Genomic DNA, 20,539 nt, shown 5'->3' on the forward strand with positions numbered 1-20,539 from the left:
CCTCCTCAGGATGCTTTAACTGCAGGCTTGACAACAATGTCAGAACCCGGAGCACCAGGGATTGCGCCCTTGATCAAAATAAGACCGCGTTCAGCGTCAACGCGAACGATTTCTAAACTTTGAACAGTTACGCGCTCAGATCCCATGTGACCTGCCATTTTCTTGCCTTTAAAGACTCGACCAGGAGTCTGGCATTGGCCGATCGAACCAGGAGCACGGTGCGACAATGAGTTACCGTGTGTAGCGTCTTGCATGCTAAAGTTCCAGCGCTTTACGCCGCCCTGGAAACCTTTACCTTTAGACGTACCGGTTACATCTACTTTTTGTCCTGCTGCGAACAAATCAAGTGGAACTTCACCACCGACTTCGAGATCGTGTCCTTCAACACGGAATTCCCAAAGACCACGACCAGCTTCTACGCCAGCCTTAGCAAAGTGACCAGTTAATGATTTGTTTACGCGGGAGGCACGACGGCTACCAGTTGTGACTTGCACAGCGCTGTAACCATCAGTGTCGGCTGTTTTAACCTGCACAATGCGATTGCTATCTACTTCAATCACAGAAACAGGGATAGACACACCTTCATCGGTAAAGACGCGGGTCATACCGCTCTTGCGTCCGACAATACCAATTGTCATGTTTTCACCTCTCGTGTACGGGGCTTAACCCTCTATGGCCGCCCCAATTTAGGGCGTTACACTAAGCTAACCAGGGTGGTTAGACTTTGTATAATGTTGTGGGTTGCGATTAACCGAGGCTAATTTGAACCTCGACACCAGCCGCCAAATCTAACTTCATCAACGCGTCAACAGTCTTCTCTGTTGGCTCAACGATGTCGAGCATGCGCTTATGGGTGCGAATTTCATACTGATCGCGCGCGTCTTTGTTGACGTGCGGAGAAACCAGGATGGTGTAACGCTCTTTGCGTGTAGGTAGAGGAATAGGACCACGTACCTGCGCGCCAGTGCGCTTCGCAGTATCGACAATTTCCTGAGCAGAAGCATCGATTAAACGATGATCAAATGCTTTCAGGCGAATGCGAATGCGTTGGCTCTGCATTGATTAAACTCCGATAACATGCTGACTTTACGCCAGCTTTCCTTCTTTCTTGCACCTAAAAATTAGGTACAGCAAACTCCCAAGACAAGCGAAAGCTTAAAATGGGAGCGCGAATTCTATTGGGTCGTAAGTTCAATGTCAAGGACATATAAAGGCATCAACGCTTGACTCGAGTTAGAACTTCTACTAACCCTCGTAGACACTAGCACTCCGCCAGTAGCAACCTCGAAAATCCATCAAGTCGCTTTTCAAACACCAGTCGCTATTTCGGACAACATTGCCCACCTGCTTTAGTGCAGAGTACTCGAGCGTCAACGCACAACTAGGTATGCTCAACGAGTATAAGCACGACTAGTTGACCGATCCACAAGGCAATGTTCTACTTCGTCCTTGTATGTCGAATTAATCAATGTAGGACACACTATGAACATATTAAAAGGGCTAGTTTTTGCCCCTCTTATAGCGCTCGCGCCTAGCGCCTTGAGCGAGGGCGTTCCAACTAGCGTAGTGCCGACCACCTATACTAGCGCTGAAACGATCACCATGGATCTTACGATTAACGCAATTGAAATCTCGAAGGCGAATCACAACACTATCAGCTCGGCACGATATTTCGAACAAGCTATCAACGCCGCCGCGGGGATGCAACCACCCCACCCTGGCCTTGCAACGATTGGCGATCAATACCTCTCTTTTCTCCGCGAGACCCCCGAATCCAGCTGTGAGTGCGGCCATCGAATAGAGGAAACTATTATTACGTTGACCGACGGGCTAGAGCAAGCGGGCGCCGACCCCTACGAAGCCTTCTCAGCGTACTACAGAGGTGCGCAAGCCCTGCTCAGACACTCACACGACCTTCCTAATGGATACGACCACAATCGACTCGCAGATATAGCATTGGATATGTCCTCTGATTTATTTCCTGAAGGAAGCATTCAGCGGGTAGAAGCTCAGCTTGGGATGGCGTCGGTACTCAGCGAGTCTTCACTAAAGAGAAAAAAGGCGAAGTCCCGAGCGCTTGCCGAAAACGCACTAGAGGCACTCGACGAAAATTTTCCTAGCAACGAACAGACAACAAAACGGCAATTAGCACACCACCTCATGGGCATGTACTATTTGTCAGAAAATCGACTTTCAAGAGCTGAAGGTAGCTTTTCCGGCCTGCTCGAAGTAGAGGGAAGTAGCAAGCAAGACAATCGATATGTTCTAGCAGCCCACGCCAACTTAGTTAACATTTACTCTCGAAGGGGAGAAACAGAGCTTGCAACTGAACACTGTATCGCTATTTCAGAACGCGTTCCGTTTTCGGAAACCGAGGAACAATATCCCATTTATAGACCAGCACGTATCTATCCACAACGACTACTTCGAGAACAAGTTGAGGGCTCGGTGGTAGTAGAATTCACCATCGACGCCACAGGGCAAACTTCGGAGCTTAATATTATCGAAAGCGAATTACATATCGGCAGCTCTAGCTACGAGAATACTCGCTTTACTCGACTCATTGAGGAGGCTTCGCTCGAAGAAATAAGCGAGTATCGCTATGCGCCTATGGTAGTGAACGGCGTACCGACTGCCGTCGAGGCGGTTAGAACTCGAGTTGTCTACTCACTTGCAAAATCAACAGGTCGAAGCGCAGATCGCAGTAGTACCTACACACGCATACGTAACTGATAACTCCGCAACCCAGAAACTAAAAAGGCTGCCCGAAGGCAGCCTTTTTTAATACGCGTATTTAAGATTATTCTACGATCTTAGAAACAACGCCGGCGCCTACAGTACGGCCACCTTCACGGATTGCGAAACGCAAACCTTCTTCCATCGCGATAGGCGCGATAAGTGTAACGTGCATTGCAACGTTATCACCAGGCATTACCATTTCAGTGCCTTCTGGAAGCTCACAAGAACCAGTCACGTCAGTTGTACGGAAGTAGAACTGTGGACGGTAGCCCTTGAAGAAAGGAGTGTGACGTCCACCTTCGTCTTTCGACAAAACGTATACTTCACAATCGAATACTGTGTGCGGCTTGATTGAACCCGGCTTAGCCATAACCTGACCACGCTCAACGTCATCACGCTTAGTACCACGTAGCAGTGCACCAATGTTCTCACCTGCACGACCTTCGTCAAGCAACTTACGGAACATTTCAACACCAGTACAAGTAGTAGTAGTTGTCTCACGGATACCGATAAGCTCAACTTCGTCACCTACGTTTACGATACCACGCTCAACACGGCCTGTTACTACAGTACCACGACCAGCGATTGAGAATACGTCTTCGATAGGCATCAAGAATGCACCATCTACCGCACGCTCTGGCTCAGGGATGTAAGAATCAAGTGTTTCAACTAGCTTAGCAACCGCTGTGGTTCCCAAACCATGCTCATCTTGACCGTTCAACGCCATAAGCGCAGAACCTGGGATGATTGGCGTGTCGTCACCTGGGAATTCGTACTGCTCAAGAATCTCACGAATTTCCATTTCAACTAGCTCTAGCATCTCTTCGTATTCTTCTGAATCAACGCCGCCACAATCTTCTGCAAGCAGGTCAGCTTTGTTCAAGAATACTACGATGTAAGGTACACCTACCTGACGAGATAGCAAGATGTGCTCACGAGTCTGTGGCATTGGGCCATCAGTCGCGCCACATACTAGGATTGCACCGTCCATCTGCGCAGCACCAGTGATCATGTTCTTAACATAATCCGCGTGCCCTGGGCAGTCTACGTGTGCGTAGTGACGTGTTGGTGAATCATACTCAACGTGTGAAGTTGCGATCGTGATACCACGCTCACGCTCTTCAGGAGCGTTATCGATACCGTCAAACGCTACCGCTGTACCGCCGTAAACTTCTGCACATACGCGAGTAAGTGCTGCAGTTAGAGTTGTTTTACCATGGTCAACGTGACCGATTGTGCCCACGTTTACGTGGGGCTTGGAACGTTCAAATTTTTCTTTTGCCACGACTAGTGTCCTCGATAGCTAACAGTTAAGAAACATGATTCTTAGCGATGACTGAATCAGCCACGCTACTCGGAGCCTCAGAATACTTAGAGAACTCCATCGTATAGGTCGCTCGACCTTGGGTTGCAGAACGCAGGTCGGTTGCGTAACCGAACATCTCCGCCAAAGGGACTTCGGCATTGACAACCTTTCCTGAAGCACTTTCCTCCATTCCAGAAATAAGGCCACGTCGGCGGTTTAAATCACCAACAACATCACCCATATTTTCCTCTGGAGTTACTACTTCAACCTTCATGACTGGTTCCATCAGGATAACATCGCCTTCTTCTGCCAACTTACGAGTTGCCATACCGGCAGCGATCTTAAACGCCATCTCTGAAGAGTCCACATCGTGATACGATCCATCGTATACGGTAGCCTTCAAACCAATCAATGGGTAGCCCGCAAGAACACCATTCTGCATTTGCTCTTCGATACCCTTACCAACCGCTGGAATGTATTCACGAGGAACAACACCACCAACGATCTCGTTGATAAACTCTAAACCCTCTTCCTCTGACGGTTCAAACTTAATTCTTACATGGCCGTACTGGCCTTTACCGCCGGACTGTCGAACGAACTTACCTTCGATGTCACAGCTGCTCTTAATCGCTTCGCGGTAAGCAACCTGAGGCTTACCAATATTTGCCTCAACGTTAAACTCTCGGCGCATACGGTCAACTAACACATCGAGGTGTAGCTCACCCATGCCAGAGATAATACACTGACCCGTTTCAGGATCAGTTTTAACGCGGAACGACGGATCTTCCTGCGCCAACTTACTTAGTGCAATACCCATGCGCTCCTGATCGGGCTTCGAACGAGGCTCAACCGCCACCGAAATAACCGGCTCAGGGAACTCCATACGTTCAAGCACGATAGGCTTCTTCATATCGCAAAGCGTGTCGCCTGTGGTGACGTCCTTCAGACCCACCGCAGCGGCAATATCACCTGCCAAAACTTCGGTTATTTCCTGGCGATCGTTAGCGTGCATCTGCACCATTCGACCAACACGCTCGCGTTTTTCTTTTACCGAGTTAAACACGGCCGTTCCGGTTTCCAACTTACCCGAGTAGACTCGGAAGAAAGTTAGTGTTCCCACAAACGGGTCCGTTGCAATCTTAAAAGCTAGCGCAGCAAACGGCGCATCGTCCTTAGCTTCACGCGCTTCAACGGTTTCATCTTTATCAAGCAAATGACCTTCGATTGCCTTAACTTCAGTTGGCGATGGCATGTACTCAATAACTGCATCCAGGACTGCCTGAACACCTTTATTCTTAAACGCTGAGCCACCAAAAACCGGCACGATTTCATTCGCTAAGGTTCGCTGACGAATAGCCGACTTAATCTCCGCTTCGCTGAGATCACCTCCCTCGAGGTACTTTTCCATCAATTCGTCATTAGCTTCAGCTGCTGTCTCAATGAGGAATTCACGCGCTTCATCGCACTCATCCTTCATTTCAGCAGGAATGTCACCGTACTCAAAGGACATCCCCTGATCAGCTTCACTCCAAAGAATTGCCTTCATCTTGATAAGATCGACAACCCCTTTAAATTCATCTTCAGCACCAATGGTTAATTGCATTGGCACAGCATTAGCACCTAGACGCTCACGGAGCTGCTCTACAACGCTATTATAATCCGCACCTGCTCGATCCATCTTGTTGACAAAGACAACGCGAGGCACTTCATATTTGTTGGCTTGACGCCATACTGTTTCGGTTTGTGGCTGCACACCGGACGAACCACACAACACAACAACAGCACCATCCAGAACACGGAGCGAACGCTCTACCTCAATAGTGAAGTCTACGTGCCCAGGGGTATCGATAATATTAATACGGTGCTCATCAAACTGAGCATCCATTCCCCGCCAGAAGCAGGTTGTAGCCGCAGAGGTAATAGTAATACCACGCTCTTGCTCTTGCTCCATCCAATCCATCGTTGCGGCACCGTCATGTACCTCACCAATTTTGTGAGATAATCCAGTATAGAACAGCACACGCTCGGTGGTAGTTGTTTTACCAGCGTCAACGTGAGCAACAATACCAATGTTACGGTAACGATTAATTGGGGTTTTACGAGCCACTACAAATAATTCCTAATTTTTTAGGGTACTTCATGGGAAAAAGGCAGCTGTCGAAACAGCCGCCTTAATCTCGCGAAGAATTCTAACTCCAACTTCTTTAGAAGCGGAAGTGAGAGAACGCCTTGTTGGCTTCCGCCATACGGTGTACATCTTCACGTTTCTTAACCGCGCCACCTTTCTGTGCTGCTGCGTCAAGAATTTCGCCGGCTAGACGTCCTGGCATGGACTTCTCACCACGGCTACGTGCAAACTCAACCAACCAACGCATAGCAAGAGCTGTACGACGTGCTGGACGAACTTCAACCGGCACCTGGTAAGTTGCACCACCCACACGGCGAGACTTAACCTCAACCATTGGAGCGACGTTTTCTAGCGCTTCTTTGAATACTTCTAGTGCATCGCCTTCTGACTTTGCTGCGATAGTATCAAGTGCGCCATATACAATACGTTCTGAAAGCGACTTCTTACCGCTAACCATAACGTGGTTGATGAATTTCGCTAGCGTAACATCACCGAACTTTGGATCCGGTAGAATTTCGCGTTTTGCGACAACTCGTCTTCTTGGCATAATAAAACCCTCTTCTTCAGGCTTTCCTAGGACTGTAAGCCAGCCTAGACCTTACTCGATTCTCTAGAAACGCTTACGCTTTAGGACGCTTAGCACCGTACTTAGAACGGCCCTGACGGCGATCACTAACACCTGATGTATCCAATGTGCCTCGAACGGTGTGATAACGCACACCAGGCAAATCTTTTACACGACCGCCACGAATCAACACAACACTGTGCTCTTGCAAGTTGTGACCTTCACCACCAATGTAGGAAGTCACTTCAAAGCCGTTCGTTAGACGAACACGGCAAACCTTACGAAGTGCAGAGTTTGGTTTCTTCGGGGTAGTAGTGTAAACACGAGTACATACACCACGGCGCTGCGGACATGCCTGCAAAGCAGGAACGTCAGTCTTAATGACTTTGCGCTTTCTAGGCTTACGAACCAACTGGTTGATCGTTGCCATTAAACTACTCCAATTCAATAATATCTAAAAATGTTACTTAGAAACTAAGTAACGGCTCCCATTTATAGGGAGCGCGCATTGTATAGATGGTGATCAAGTGCGTCAAGAGGGGATTCCCCTCCTAACGCGACCATCTTAGAAGTTGCCTTTCAAGGCCTCGGTCAAAGCCGCTTCGACTTCATCAGCCGAAACACCTAATGAACCAGTGTCTTCAACCTTAACGGCACGCTTACGACGACGCTCACTGTGGTAAGCAAGGCCCGTACCGGCAGGTATTAGACGACCAACAACAACGTTTTCCTTCAGACCGCGAAGGCTGTCAGACTTACCGGTTACAGCTGCTTCCGTTAGGACGCGAGTTGTCTCCTGGAACGATGCCGCAGAAATAAAGCTTTCTGTCGCCAACGATGCCTTGGTAATACCGAGTAGCATACGCTCGAAGTGGGCTGGCATTTTGCCTTCTGCTTCCAATTTCTTGTTAGCTGCAACGATCGCTTGATATTCGATCTGCTCACCCTTGATGTATTCAGAGTCACCACCGTCGAGAATCTCGACTTTACGGAGCATCTGACGAACGATAACTTCGATGTGCTTATCGTTAATGCCAACGCCCTGTAGACGGTAAACTTCTTGAATTTCGTTAGTGATATAGTCGGTCAGCGCCTCAACACCCCTTAGACGTAAAATGTCGTGTGGGTTTGGTGGACCATCCGCAATTTCTTCACCCTTAGCAACCGTTTCACCTTCGAATACGCCCATAACACGATGCTTAGGAATCAACTGTTCCCAATGTGTTGAACCATCGGCAAGTAACTCGCCGTTGTTAGGAGTAATCACAAGACGACGCTTGCCTTTAGTTTCTTTACCGAATGAAACGGTACCTGAAATCTCCGCCAAGATTGACGGCTCTTTCGGCTTACGCGCTTCAAACAAGTCAGCCACGCGTGGTAGACCACCGGTAATATCCTTGTTACCACTCGATTCCTGAGGAATACGGGCGACAACATCACCAATACCAATCTCATCACCATCGCTCAACGAGAAGATAGCGTTTGATGGCAAGGCGTAGTGAGCTGGTGCGTTACTGTTAGGTAGGCTAATTTCCTTACCTTTGGCATCAACTAGCGTTACGGTAGGCTTAAGATCCTTACCCGCTGAAGAACGCTCATTCACATCAATTACAGCACGTGTGGAAAGACCGGTAATCTCATCCGTTTGACTGCGAATAGAAAGACCTTCTTCCATACCGCTAAACTGAACGGTACCAGCTACCTCAGAGACGATTGGGTGCGTGTGAGGATCCCACTTCGCAACCTGCGCGCCGCCGTCGACTTTGTCACCTTCTTTGATAGAAAGCACTGCACCGTATGGCAGCTTATAACGCTCACGCTCGCGACCGTTCTCATCTGCCACAGCGATTTCACCAGAACGCGCTGTAACCACGAGATTGCCGTCAGCACGGGTAACGTACTTAACATTATGTAAACGAATCGTACCTTCCTGCTTAACGCGGATGCTATCGTCTGCCGATGCACGCGATGCCGCACCACCAATGTGGAACGTACGCATGGTAAGCTGAGTTCCTGGCTCACCAATCGACTGAGCCGCAACAACACCTACTGAATCGCCTGGGTTCGTGATATGACCACGAGCCAAGTCACGACCGTAACACGCCGCACAAATACCGTGCTCTGCCTCACAGGTGATGGAGCTACGAACGATGATTTCATCAACGTTTGAGCTATCGATAAGGTTAACTTCTGCCTCATCAATCAAGGTGCCCGCCGCAAGAATTACTTCGCCGTCAACTTCTACGTCACGCGCAACCACACGACCAAGGATACGATTACCCAACGACTCGATGATGTCACCACCTTCGATGATTGGCGCCATAACCAGGCCTTCTGCGGTACCACAGTCAGCTTCAGTAACTACAACGTCCTGCGCCACGTCAACCAAACGACGAGTTAGGTAACCCGAGTTTGCCGTCTTCAATGCCGTATCAGCCAAACCTTTACGCGCACCGTGGGTAGAAATGAAGTACTGAAGTACGCTCAAACCTTCACGGAAGTTAGCGGTAATAGGAGACTCAATAATCGAACCATCCGGACGCGCCATCAAACCACGCATACCTGCCAACTGACGAATCTGAGCTGGAGAGCCTCGAGCGCCTGAATCAGCGTACATGAAGACTGAGTTGAAGCTAGGCTGCTTCTCTTCTTCGCCGTCGCGGTTGATAACGAATTCGTTCTCGATGCCGTCCATCATTGCTTTGGCAACGAGGTCGTTAGTACGAGACCAGATATCGATCACTTTGTTGTATTTTTCGCCGTGTGTAACCAAACCAGACGCGTACTGATTTTCAATTTCTTTCACTTCAGCTTCGGCCTGAGCAATAAGCTCAGCTTTCGCAGCTGGAATCTCGAAATCGTTAACACCAATTGAAGAGCCCGACTTCGTCGAGTATTCAAATCCAGCGTACATCAGACGGTCAGCCAAGATAACAGTCGACTTAAGACCTACGGTACGGTAGCACTCATCAATAACTGCTGAGATTGCCTTCTTAACCATCGGCTTGTTAACAAGATCAAACGAAAGACCCTTTGGTAGGATTTCGAACAACAGTGCACGGCCAACCGTGGTGTCTACGATCTCTCTTTCGCCCGTCTCTTTATCGGTGAAACGTACTTTCACGCGTGCCTGAAGGTCAACCTGGTTCGAGTGATAGGCGCGAGAAACCTCTGCCATGCTCTCGAATACCATCCCTTCACCCATTGCGTTAACACGGTCACGGGTTAGCCAGTACAAGCCCAATACCACGTCCTGTGAAGGTACGATGATTGGCTCGCCGTTGGCAGGCGATAATACGTTGTTTGTTGACATCATCAGCGCGCGTGCTTCGAGCTGCGCTTCAATGGTCAACGGTACGTGTACAGCCATTTGGTCACCATCGAAGTCAGCGTTGTACGCTGCACAAACGAGCGGGTGTAGCTGAATAGCTTTACCTTCGATAAGTACCGGCTCAAAAGCCTGGATACCTAAGCGGTGAAGTGTTGGCGCACGGTTCAAAAGTACTGGGTGCTCGCGAATTACTTCGTCAAGAATATCCCACACTACTGCGTCTTCTCGCTCAACCATCTTCTTAGCTGACTTAATTGTTGTTGCCAAACCACGCGCTTGAAGCTTGCTATAAATGAACGGCTTGAATAGCTCAAGTGCCATCTTCTTAGGTAGGCCACACTGGTGCAAGCGCAGTGTAGGACCAACAACAATTACCGAACGACCCGAGTAATCAACTCGCTTACCGAGCAAGTTCTGACGGAAACGACCCTGCTTACCTTTGATCATGTCAGCAAGTGACTTCAAAGGACGCTTGTTCGAACCAGTAATAGCTCGTCCACGACGGCCGTTATCTAGCAACGCATCAACAGATTCCTGAAGCATACGCTTTTCGTTACGAACAATAATATCCGGCGCTCCCAACTCCAACAAACGCTTCAAGCGGTTGTTACGGTTGATCACACGACGGTATAGATCGTTAAGGTCAGACGTTGCGAAACGGCCACCTTCAAGCGGAACCAATGGGCGAAGATCCGGCGGAAGAACTGGAAGTGCTTCCAGAATCATCCACTCAGGACGGTTGCCCGACTGATCTAAGGCCTCTAGCAACTTAACGCGCTTAGATAGCTTCTTGATCTTGGTTTCCGAGTTAGTGGCAGGAATTTCTTCGCGCAAACGCTCGATTTCGTTCTTGATATCCATGTCTAACATAAGTGACTGAATTGCTTCAGCACCCATCTTAGCTTCGAACTCGTCGCCGAATTCTTCCATCGCTTCGAAGTACTGCTCGTCAGTAAGCAACTGACCGACTTCCAACGTGGTCATGCCCGGGTTCGTTACGACGAAAGATTCGAAGTAGAGAACACGTTCGATATCACGAAGCGTCATATCGAGCAGCAAACCAATGCGCGATGGCAGTGATTTTAGGAACCAAATGTGTGCCACAGGTGCTGCAAGCTCAATGTGACCCATGCGCTCACGGCGAACTTTCGCCAACGCAACTTCAACGCCACACTTCTCACAAATAACACCGCGGTGCTTTAGACGCTTGTACTTACCACACAAGCACTCGTAATCTTTTACTGGTCCGAAGATTTTAGCGCAGAACAATCCGTCACGTTCAGGCTTGAACGTACGGTAGTTAATTGTCTCTGGCTTCTTCACTTCACCGTAAGACCAAGAGCGGATCATCTCTGGCGACGCTAAGCCGACGCGGATGGAATCAAACTCTTCTACTTGGCCCGGTGACTTCAGTAGATTCAATAAGTCTTTCAAGGTATTTCCTCCACTACGCAGGCGAAGCCGGAATGGCCTCGCCTACTGATTCAACTCAGTCGTCTGTGTCCAATTCCATATCGATACCTAGCGAGCGGATCTCTTTCAACAATACGTTGAAAGACTCCGGCATGCCTGGCTCCATACGGTGATCGCCGTCGACAATATTTTTGTACATCTTGGTACGGCCGTTAACGTCATCCGATTTAACGGTCAACATTTCCTGCAACGTATACGCTGCACCGTACGCCTCAAGTGCCCACACTTCCATCTCACCGAAGCGCTGACCACCGAACTGAGCTTTACCACCTAGTGGCTGCTGCGTTACGAGGCTGTATGAACCTGTTGAACGAGCGTGCATCTTGTCATCAACAAGGTGGTTCAATTTGAGCATGTACATGTAGCCAACTGTCACAGGGCGCGTAAACGCATTACCTGTACGACCGTCGAACAAGGTCATCTGACCTGAATCAGGTAGATCCGCTAGACGAAGAAGCTCTTTGATTTCACTCTCGCGAGCACCATCAAATACGCGTGTTGCCATAGGTACACCTGCTTTCAAGTTACCAAGCATGTGCAACACTTCTTCGTCAGTCAGCTCGCTGATATCAGTATGCTGATCGCCACCAGTGTTATATAGCTCCATGAGGAACTCACGAATCTCAGCAAGCTTACGCTGCTCTTTCATCATGCGATCTATCTTTTCACCCAAACCTTTAGCCGCTAGGCCAAGGTGAGTTTCAAGAATCTGACCAACGTTCATTCGCGAAGGAACACCAAGTGGGTTCAATACGATATCAACAGGCACGCCATTTTCATCATAAGGCATGTCTTCTACCGGCATAATGACCGAGATAACACCCTTGTTACCATGACGACCAGCCATCTTATCACCCGGCTGGATACGACGTTTAACGGCAAGATAAACCTTAACAATCTTCAGTACACCAGGAGCCAAATCATCGCCGCTGCGGATTTTGCCCTGCTTAACTTCAAAGCGCTCGTCAAGTTCTGCTCGAACTGTCTCAAGCTGAGTCTTCGCCGCTTCGATTGCTTCGTTTGCGCTGTCGTCTGCAAGACGAATCTTCATCCACTCGTCTTTCTCAAGACCAGCTAGAAGCTCGGCTGTTAACTCATCACCCTTCTTAAGGCCAGCACCACCGGTAACTTTCTTACCGATTAGCTGCTTCTCAAGACGACCGTAAGTTGCCGACTGAACAATACGGAACTCTTCGTTCAAATCTTTGCGGTATTCGTCCAGCATGTCCTTTTCGATTTCCAGTGAACGCGTGTCTTTGGCTAAGCCGTCACGAGTAAACACTTGAACATCAATAACCGTACCTTTGGTACTGGTTGGAACACGTAGCGAAGTATCCTTAACATCAGACGCCTTCTCACCGAAGATAGCACGGAGTAGTTTCTCTTCTGGCGTAAGCTGAGTTTCGCCCTTTGGCGTTACTTTACCAACCAGAATATCATTGGCATCAACTTCTGCACCAATGTAGACAATACCCGATTCGTCTAGCTTCGATAGTGCCGCTTCACCAACGTTAGGGATATCAGCAGAAATTTCCTCTGAGCCCAACTTGGTATCACGAGCAACACAAGTCAGCTCCTGAATGTGAATGCTAGTGAAACGATCTTCTTCAACAACGCGCTCCGATACAAGAATCGAATCCTCGAAGTTGTAACCGTTCCAAGGCATGAATGCGATACGCATGTTCTGACCTAGCGCCAACTCACCCAAGTCAACGGATGGACCGTCTGCTAGGATGTCGCCACGGGCTACGATGTCGCCTTCATTAACGATAGGACGCTGCGAAATACAGGTGTTCTGGTTAGAACGGGTGTACTTCGTTAGGTTGTAGATATCTACACCTGCGTCATCACCGACTTCTTCGTCAGCAACACGAACAACGATTCGACCGCCATCAACTGAATCAATCACACCGCCACGACGTGCTACGGCACAAACGCCTGAGTCACGTGCCACCGCGCGCTCCATACCTGTACCTACTAATGGCTTCTGCGCCTTCAGTGTTGGTACCGCCTGACGCTGCATGTTCGAGCCCATTAGCGCTCGGTTAGCATCATCGTGCTCTAGGAATGGAATTAGTGATGCCGCTACCGAGACAACCTGCTTAGGCGAAACATCCTGATACTGGACGTCAGCCGCCGGCTTAACGGTAAATTCACTTTCGTAACGAACGTTAACGAGTTCGTCAGTCAGCTCACCCTTAGCATTAACCGTTGCCGAAGCCTGTGCGATCACAGAACGCATCTCGTCAATGGCAGAAAGGTAGACAACTTCGTCGGTGACCTTACCGTTCTTGACGACGCGGTACGGGCTCTCTAGGAAGCCATACTGGTTAGCTTGTGCATAGGTCGCCAAGGAGTTGATCAAACCAATGTTTGGACCTTCCGGCGTTTCAATTGGACAAACTCGACCGTAGTGAGTTGAGTGAACGTCACGCACCTCAAAACCAGCACGCTCACGAGTCAAACCACCTGGGCCTAACGCCGATACACGTCGCTTGTGCGTAATTTCAGATAATGGATTGTTTTGATCCATGAACTGAGACAACTGGCTTGAACCGAAGAACTCTTTCACCGCCGCCGCTACCGGCTTAGCGTTAATGAGATCCTGCGGCATTAAGCCTTCGCTCTCCGCCATCGAAAGACGTTCTTTCACCGCACGTTCAACACGAACAAGACCAACACGGAATTGGTTTTCGGCCATTTCACCAACCGAGCGAACTCGACGGTTACCTAGGTGATCGATGTCATCGACCTCGCCCTTGCCGTTGCGGATATTGATAAGCTCTTCGATAACACGAACGATGTCTTCAGGAGAAAGCGTACCTTCACCCTCGTCACCTTCAAGCTCAAGACGACGGTTGAACTTCATACGACCAACCGCTGACAGATCATAACGCTCTGCCGAGAAGAATAAATTCTGGAAGAGACCTTCTGCAGAATCCTTCGTTGGCGGCTCGCCTGGACGCATCATGCGGTAGATTTCAACTAGCGCCTCAAGCTCGGTACGCGTGGTATCGATGCGAAGCGTCTCAGAGATGAAGTCACCACAATCAAGCTCGTTGGTGTAGAGCGTATTGAAGGTCTTAACACCTGCGGTGCCTAGCTGCTCCAATACTTCTTCACTTACCGCGGTATTACACTCAACGATAACTTCACCGGTCTTCTTATCGATGATGTCGTTCGCCAATGCTTTACCAGCAAGATAAGTAACAGGAACTAGAAGCTCTTTCAGGCCACTCTTCTCAATGCTACGAATATGGCGCGCCGTAATACGACGACCTTCTTCAGCAATGGTGTTGCCATCTGGATCAATGATATCAAACGCCGCAATTTCACCACGAAGACGCTGAGGAATAAGCTTGAGCATCAAGCCCTTCTTCGTGATTTTGTAGGTGTCAGTATCAAAGAAACGAGAAAGAATTTCTTCGTTGGTGTAGCCAATTGCACGCAAAAGGATAGTTACCGGAAGCTTACGGCGACGGTCGATACGGACGAAGACATTATCCTTCGGATCGAACTCGAAATCTAACCATGAGCCACGGTAAGGAATAACACGCGCAGAATGCAATAGTTTGCCTGATGCGTGAGTCTTGCCTTTGTCGTGATCAAAGAAAACACCTGGTGAACGGTGAAGCTGTGACACAATCACTCGTTCGGTACCATTGATTACAAAGGTACCATTTTCAGTCATGAGCGGAATTTCGCCCATATAAACTTCCTGCTCCTTGATATCTTTAATACTCTTATTACCAGAGTCTTTATCGTAGATAATCAAGCGAACACGAACACGTAGCGGTACAGCGTATGTCACGCCACGTAAAATACATTCTTGAACATCAAATTCCGGATCGCCCAATACGTAGCTTACGTATTCGAGCGCTGCGCTGCCCGAATGACTAACGATTGGAAAAACAGATTTGAAAGCAGCCTGAAGACCCATATCAAGACGCGCATCAGGATTAACACCATCCTGCGTGAACTTCTTGTATGAATCGAGCTGAATCGAGAGTAGGAAAGGCACATCCATTGCTTCCGGTAGTTTACCGAAATCTTTACGAATGCGTTTCTTCTCAGTGTATGAATAAGCCATCAGCGTTCCCCAGCTTGTTGCACCTTGTTGATAGGTCAAACAACCTTTGTGCACGGGTGGTGCACCTAATTTCCGCATTAAAGCTGCGGTGGACTTCCATAATTTTATGCCGTCATGGTTGGCAATTTCTTAAACGACAAAAGGCTGACGGTAAAAACCGCCAGCCTCGCCCGCTAGCAGGTGCTAGCGAGTAGCGTTTTATTGAACTCAGTATTACTTAAGTTCAACAGATGCGCCAGCTGCTTCAAGCTCTGCTTTAGCTGCTTCTGCGTCATCCTTAGATACGCCTTCTTTAACAGTTGACGGTACGCCGTCAACCATTCCTTTCGCTTCTTTAAGGCCAAGACCTGTAAGACCACGAACGGCTTTAATTACGTTAACTTTCTTATCGCCTGCGCCGGTAAGAACAACGTCGAATTCAGTTTGCTCAGCAGCTGCGCCGCCAGCATCTGCACCGCCAGCTACAGCTACTGCTGCCGCTGCTGATACGCCGAATTTTTCTTCCATTGCTTCAATAAGAGCAACTACGTCTGTTACAGACATTTCTGCAACTGCGTTGATGATATCTTCTTTAGTCAAAGACATGAGTCAGTACCTAATTTAGTGAGCATATTTGCTCGTATTAATAGACAAACAAAACAAAAGCTTACGGATAATCCGTGAATTAAGCTGCTTCTGCTTCTTTTTGATCGCGAATAGCCGCAATAGTGCGAACCAACTTACCCGCAGACGCTTCTTTCATAACGCTCATAAGCTTAGCAATAGCTTCGTCGTATGTAGGCAAGCTTGCCAACAACGCGATGTCCGTTACTTTACCTTCGAACGCAGCACCTTTAAGTTCAAGCTTATCGTTGCTCTTAGCGAATTCTTTAAGAATACGCGCGCCGGCACCTGGGTGCTCGGAAGAGAATGCGATAATACTTGGACCAACCAATGTGTCAGAAACACATTCGAATTCGGTACCCTGAAGAGCGCGACGCGCCAAGGTGTTACGAACAACTTTTAACCAAACGCCGTTCTCACGAGCCTCTTTGCGTAAAGCGTTCATATCACCAACTGTTACACCGCGTGAATCCGCGATCACAGCTGACAATGCGCTTTCTGCAGCTTGCTGGACTTCTGCGACAATCGCTTTCTTGCCTTCTAGTCCAATAGCCATATAGTCACTCCTGGATTTGAATAAAACCTAGCAATATTGCTAGATCACCTCGGTGCTCAACACAAATCCAGCTAAAACTGGTTTGGGAAACAACACCATCTGCGTAGGCTATTAAGTGCAAGCACACCTACGGTCTTTGATGGCCTGAATACATGTATTCAGACCCCAAAGTTTAAGCCGATTATGCTTCTAGCGAACCAAGGTCAAGGCTTAGACCAGGACCCATAGTGCTTGAAAGCGTAATCTTCTTAACGTACTGACCTTTAGCAGCAGCAGGCTTAAGCTTCTTAAGCTCAGCAAGCAACGACTCAAGGTTCTCTTTGATAGCAACTTCGTCGAATGAAACACGACCGATGCCGCCATGAACGATACCGCCTTTATCAGCACGGAAACGAACCTGACCAGCCTTCGCGTTTGCAACAGCAGTTGCTACGTCTGGAGTTACAGTACCAGTCTTAGGGTTTGGCATTAGGCCGCGAGGACCTAAAACCTGACCCAACTGTCCTACAACGCGCATTGCATCAGGTGATGCAACAACAACGTCAAAATCCATCATGCCGCCTTTAATTTCAGCAGCAAGTTCATCCATACCTACGAGGTCAGCACCAGCTTCCTTCGCAGCGTCAGCGTTTGCACCTTGAGTGAAAACAGCAACGCGAACGGTCTTACCAGTACCATGTGGCAACGTTGTTGCACCACGGATAGCTTGGTCGGATTTACGTGGATCGATACCCAAGTTCACAGCGGCCTCTACGGTCTCTTCGAACTTAGCTGTACCTAATTCTTTAATTAGCGCAACCGCTTCTGAAATGCTGTATAGCTTAGTGCTATCAACTTTCTCTGCGATTAGCTTTTGACGCTTAGTTAGCTTAGCCATGGATTACAGACCCTCTACAGTGATGCCCGCACTACGTGCAGAGCCAGCAATTGTACGTACCGCAGCATCCATATCAGCTGCTGTAAGATCTGCCATCTTGGTGGTAGCGATTTCTTCCAACTGCTCGCGAGTTACCGAAGCAACTTTAACGGTGTTAGGCGTACCAGAACCTTTCTGGATACCTGCAGCTTTGCGCAGCAGAACCGACGCTGGAGGCGTCTTTCTGATGAACGTGAAAGAACGATCTGCGTAAACAGTGATCACAACTGGGATTGGAAGACCTGCTTCCATATCCTGAGTTTCTGCGTTAAACGCCTTACAAAACTCCATGATGTTAACACCGCGCTGACCTAGCGCTGGACCAACTGGTGGACTTGGATTAGCCTTACCTGCTGGCACCTGTAGCTTGATATAAGCTTCAACTTTCTTAGCCATTTTACTTCTCCTATTGGGTACAAACGCCGCTAGGCTCCCCGGTTAACGCCACAAGGCGATTTAGCACGTTTTTTAACGCGCAAAAAGCCCACCTCAATCATTCCGATTAAAGCAGGCTTATTTCAGCGTGTTGAGCTTAGGCCTTTTCGACCTGACCGAATTCTAGCTCAACCGGCGTAGAACGCCCGAAAATAAGTACGGCCACCTTCAGGCGACTCTTCTCATAATCTACTTCTTCAACAACACCATTAAAGTCATTGAAAGGACCGTCATTAACGCGAACAACTTCACCAGGCTCGAAGACTGTCTTCGGTCTTGGCTTGTCATCCGACTGCACGCGATCCAAAATCTTGTTTGCTTCAGCCTCTGTGATTGGCGATGGCTTATCAGCCTTTCCACCAATGAAGCCCATAACACGCGGCGTCTCTTTAACAAGATGCCACGAAGCATCAGACAATTCCATCTGAACAAGTACATATCCAGGGAAGAACTTACGCTCACTCTTGCGCTTCTGACCTGCGCGCATCTCAACAACTTCTTCAGTAGGAACTAAGATATCACCGAAGCTGTCCTGCATACCAAGAAGCTCTACGCGCTCCTGAAGTGCCAACGCTACTTTCTTCTCGTACCCAGAATAAGCATGAACTACGTACCAACGCTTTGACATGTCTACTCCTAGCCAATGATGGAAGAAATACCCCAACCAAGGAGCATATCAATGAAATACAGAATGATACCCATGATGACAACTACCACCAAGACAATCAAGGTTGTTTGATTTGTTTCTTTACGCGTAGGCCAAATAACCTTACGTAGTTCACTGCGCGAAGCCGCCAGCGACACCAAAAAACCCTTACCCTTCGCGGTAAGCAATGCGATACCCGCTGCAACAACAGACAGCGCTGCGATACCACCCCAACGAATCCATGAAGAATAAGTATCTAGATAGACATTCGTTGCAATTGCCGCACCAACCAAAATAACGACAAAAACCCACTTAAGGGCGTCGAAACTTGATTCTTGCGCTTCGTTTTGTTCTGTCATATACGAAACCTGAATCCATAAAATAAAATGGCAGGCCAGGAGGGACTCGAACCCCCAACACCCGGTTTTGGAGACCGGTGCTCTACCAATTGAACTACTGGCCTGCAATCCTCCCAAGGGAGGAAAACCAGCGACCCGACAATTCGAGCCGCTAGAATCGTTACACTAAGATTATTCTACGATCTTAGAAACAACGCCGGCGCCTACAGTACGGCCACCTTCACGGATTGCGAAACGCAAACCTTCTTCCATCGCGATAGGCGCGATAAGTGTAACGTGCATTGCAACGTTATCACCAGGCATTACCATTTCAGTGCCTTCTGGAAGCTCACAAGAACCAGTCACGTCAGTTGTACGGAAGTAGAACTGTGGACGGTAGCCCTTGAAGAAAGGAGTGTGACGTCCACCTTCGTCTTTCGACAAAACGTATACTTCACAATCGAATACTGTGTGCGGCTTGATTGAACCCGGCTTAGCCATAACCTGACCACGCTCAACGTCATCACGCTTAGTACCACGTAGTAGTGCACCAATGTTCTCACCTGCACGACCTTCGTCAAGCAACTTACGGAACATTTCAACACCAGTACAAGTAGTAGTAGTTGTCTCACGGATACCGATAAGCTCAACTTCGTCACCTACGTTTACGATACCACGCTCAACACGGCCTGTTACTACAGTACCACGACCAGCGATTGAGAATACGTCTTCGATAGGCATCAAGAATGCACCATCTACCGCACGCTCTGGCTCAGGGATGTAAGAATCAAGTGTTTCAACTAGCTTAGCAACCGCTGTGGTTCCCAAACCATGCTCATCTTGACCGTTCAACGCCATAAGCGCAGAACCTGGGATGATTGGCGTGTCGTCACCTGGGAATTCGTACTGCTCAAGAATCTCACGAATTTCCATTTCAACTAGCTCTAGCATCTCTTCGTATTCTTCTGAATCAACGCCGCCACAATCTTCTGCAAGCAGGTCAGCTTTGTTCAAGAATACTACGATGTAAGGTACACCTACCTGACGAGATAGCAAGATGTGCTCACGAGTCTGTGGCATTGGGCCATCAGTCGCGCCACATACTAGGATTGCTCCGTCCATCTGCGCAGCACCAGTGATCATGTTCTTAACATAATCCGCGTGCCCTGGGCAGTCTACGTGTGCGTAGTGACGTGTTGGTGAATCATACTCAACGTGTGAAGTTGCGATCGTGATACCACGCTCACGCTCTTCAGGAGCGTTATCGATACCGTCAAACGCTACCGCTGTACCGCCGTAAACTTCTGCACATACGCGAGTAAGTGCTGCAGTTAGAGTTGTTTTACCATGGTCAACGTGACCGATTGTGCCCACGTTTACGTGGGGCTTGGAACGTTCAAATTTTTCTTTAGC

Annotated in this window: 16 protein-coding genes and 1 tRNA gene; 1 reads left to right on the forward strand and 16 read right to left on the reverse strand. The window is 48.6% G+C overall.

Annotated elements, in window-relative coordinates:
• Positions 1-5: 5 nt before the first annotated feature.
• Both rplC and rpsJ read right to left on the reverse strand, forming a co-directional pair.
• Positions 6-638, reverse strand: a complete 633-nt coding sequence (rplC, locus tag DFR27_RS11815; protein WP_121877689.1) for a 50S ribosomal protein L3 — start codon at positions 636-638, stop codon at positions 6-8.
• A gap of 109 nt (positions 639-747) precedes the next feature.
• Positions 748-1,059 (reverse strand): 30S ribosomal protein S10, encoded by a 312-nt coding sequence (rpsJ, locus tag DFR27_RS11820; protein WP_121877690.1) that lies wholly within the window; start codon positions 1,057-1,059, stop codon positions 748-750.
• 423 nt (positions 1,060-1,482) lie between these two features.
• Between rpsJ and DFR27_RS11825 the strand changes: the two genes are divergently transcribed.
• A complete protein-coding gene (locus DFR27_RS11825; protein WP_121877691.1) occupies positions 1,483-2,733 on the forward strand; it encodes an energy transducer TonB in 1,251 nt (416 codons plus the stop codon).
• 67 nt (positions 2,734-2,800) lie between these two features.
• On the opposite strand, the gene tuf (DFR27_RS11830) is transcribed toward DFR27_RS11825, so the two are convergent.
• The 14 genes from tuf (DFR27_RS11830) to tuf (DFR27_RS11895) all read right to left on the reverse strand — a co-directional run.
• Positions 2,801-4,024: an elongation factor Tu gene (gene tuf, locus DFR27_RS11830; protein WP_121877692.1), complete on the reverse strand. Its 1,224-nt coding sequence runs from the start codon at positions 4,022-4,024 to the stop codon at positions 2,801-2,803.
• A gap of 25 nt (positions 4,025-4,049) precedes the next feature.
• The gene (fusA, locus tag DFR27_RS11835) at positions 4,050-6,152 is read right to left on the reverse strand and encodes an elongation factor G (protein ID WP_121877693.1); all 2,103 of its coding nucleotides are present in this window, start codon (positions 6,150-6,152) and stop codon (positions 4,050-4,052) included.
• A 97-nt stretch (positions 6,153-6,249) separates the two neighbouring features.
• Positions 6,250-6,720 carry a 30S ribosomal protein S7 gene (gene rpsG / locus DFR27_RS11840; protein WP_121877694.1) on the reverse strand — a complete coding sequence of 157 codons (471 nt, stop codon included), beginning with the start codon at positions 6,718-6,720 and terminating at the stop codon, positions 6,250-6,252.
• Positions 6,721-6,793: 73 nt separating this feature from the next.
• The gene (gene rpsL / locus DFR27_RS11845; RefSeq protein ID WP_121877695.1) at positions 6,794-7,168 is read right to left on the reverse strand and encodes a 30S ribosomal protein S12; all 375 of its coding nucleotides are present in this window, start codon (positions 7,166-7,168) and stop codon (positions 6,794-6,796) included.
• A gap of 135 nt (positions 7,169-7,303) precedes the next feature.
• Positions 7,304-11,503: a DNA-directed RNA polymerase subunit beta' gene (gene rpoC, locus DFR27_RS11850; RefSeq protein ID WP_121877696.1), complete on the reverse strand. Its 4,200-nt coding sequence runs from the start codon at positions 11,501-11,503 to the stop codon at positions 7,304-7,306.
• A 55-nt stretch (positions 11,504-11,558) separates the two neighbouring features.
• The gene (gene rpoB / locus DFR27_RS11855; protein WP_121877720.1) at positions 11,559-15,632 is read right to left on the reverse strand and encodes a DNA-directed RNA polymerase subunit beta; all 4,074 of its coding nucleotides are present in this window, start codon (positions 15,630-15,632) and stop codon (positions 11,559-11,561) included.
• 213 nt (positions 15,633-15,845) lie between these two features.
• Positions 15,846-16,217 (reverse strand): 50S ribosomal protein L7/L12, encoded by a 372-nt coding sequence (rplL, locus tag DFR27_RS11860; protein ID WP_121877697.1) that lies wholly within the window; start codon positions 16,215-16,217, stop codon positions 15,846-15,848.
• A 79-nt stretch (positions 16,218-16,296) separates the two neighbouring features.
• Complete coding sequence (rplJ, locus tag DFR27_RS11865) at positions 16,297-16,791, reverse strand: 50S ribosomal protein L10 (RefSeq protein ID WP_121877698.1); 495 nt, start codon at positions 16,789-16,791, stop codon at positions 16,297-16,299.
• 181 nt (positions 16,792-16,972) lie between these two features.
• The gene (gene rplA, locus DFR27_RS11870; protein ID WP_121877699.1) at positions 16,973-17,668 is read right to left on the reverse strand and encodes a 50S ribosomal protein L1; all 696 of its coding nucleotides are present in this window, start codon (positions 17,666-17,668) and stop codon (positions 16,973-16,975) included.
• A gap of 3 nt (positions 17,669-17,671) precedes the next feature.
• Positions 17,672-18,103, reverse strand: a complete 432-nt coding sequence (gene rplK, locus DFR27_RS11875) for a 50S ribosomal protein L11 (RefSeq protein WP_121877700.1) — start codon at positions 18,101-18,103, stop codon at positions 17,672-17,674.
• A gap of 136 nt (positions 18,104-18,239) precedes the next feature.
• A complete protein-coding gene (gene nusG / locus DFR27_RS11880) occupies positions 18,240-18,770 on the reverse strand; it encodes a transcription termination/antitermination protein NusG (protein WP_121877701.1) in 531 nt (176 codons plus the stop codon).
• A gap of 8 nt (positions 18,771-18,778) precedes the next feature.
• Positions 18,779-19,147, reverse strand: coding sequence for a preprotein translocase subunit SecE (gene secE / locus DFR27_RS11885; protein WP_121877702.1), 369 nt, complete (start codon positions 19,145-19,147; stop codon positions 18,779-18,781).
• A gap of 28 nt (positions 19,148-19,175) precedes the next feature.
• Positions 19,176-19,251, reverse strand: a tRNA-Trp gene (locus tag DFR27_RS11890).
• A 67-nt stretch (positions 19,252-19,318) separates the two neighbouring features.
• Positions 19,319-20,539 (reverse strand): elongation factor Tu (gene tuf, locus DFR27_RS11895; protein ID WP_121877703.1); only part of this gene is annotated, 1,221 nt, incomplete at its 5' end.

This window comes from Umboniibacter marinipuniceus, from assembly GCF_003688415.1.
Lineage (GTDB): Bacteria > Pseudomonadota > Gammaproteobacteria > Pseudomonadales > DSM-25080 > Umboniibacter > Umboniibacter marinipuniceus.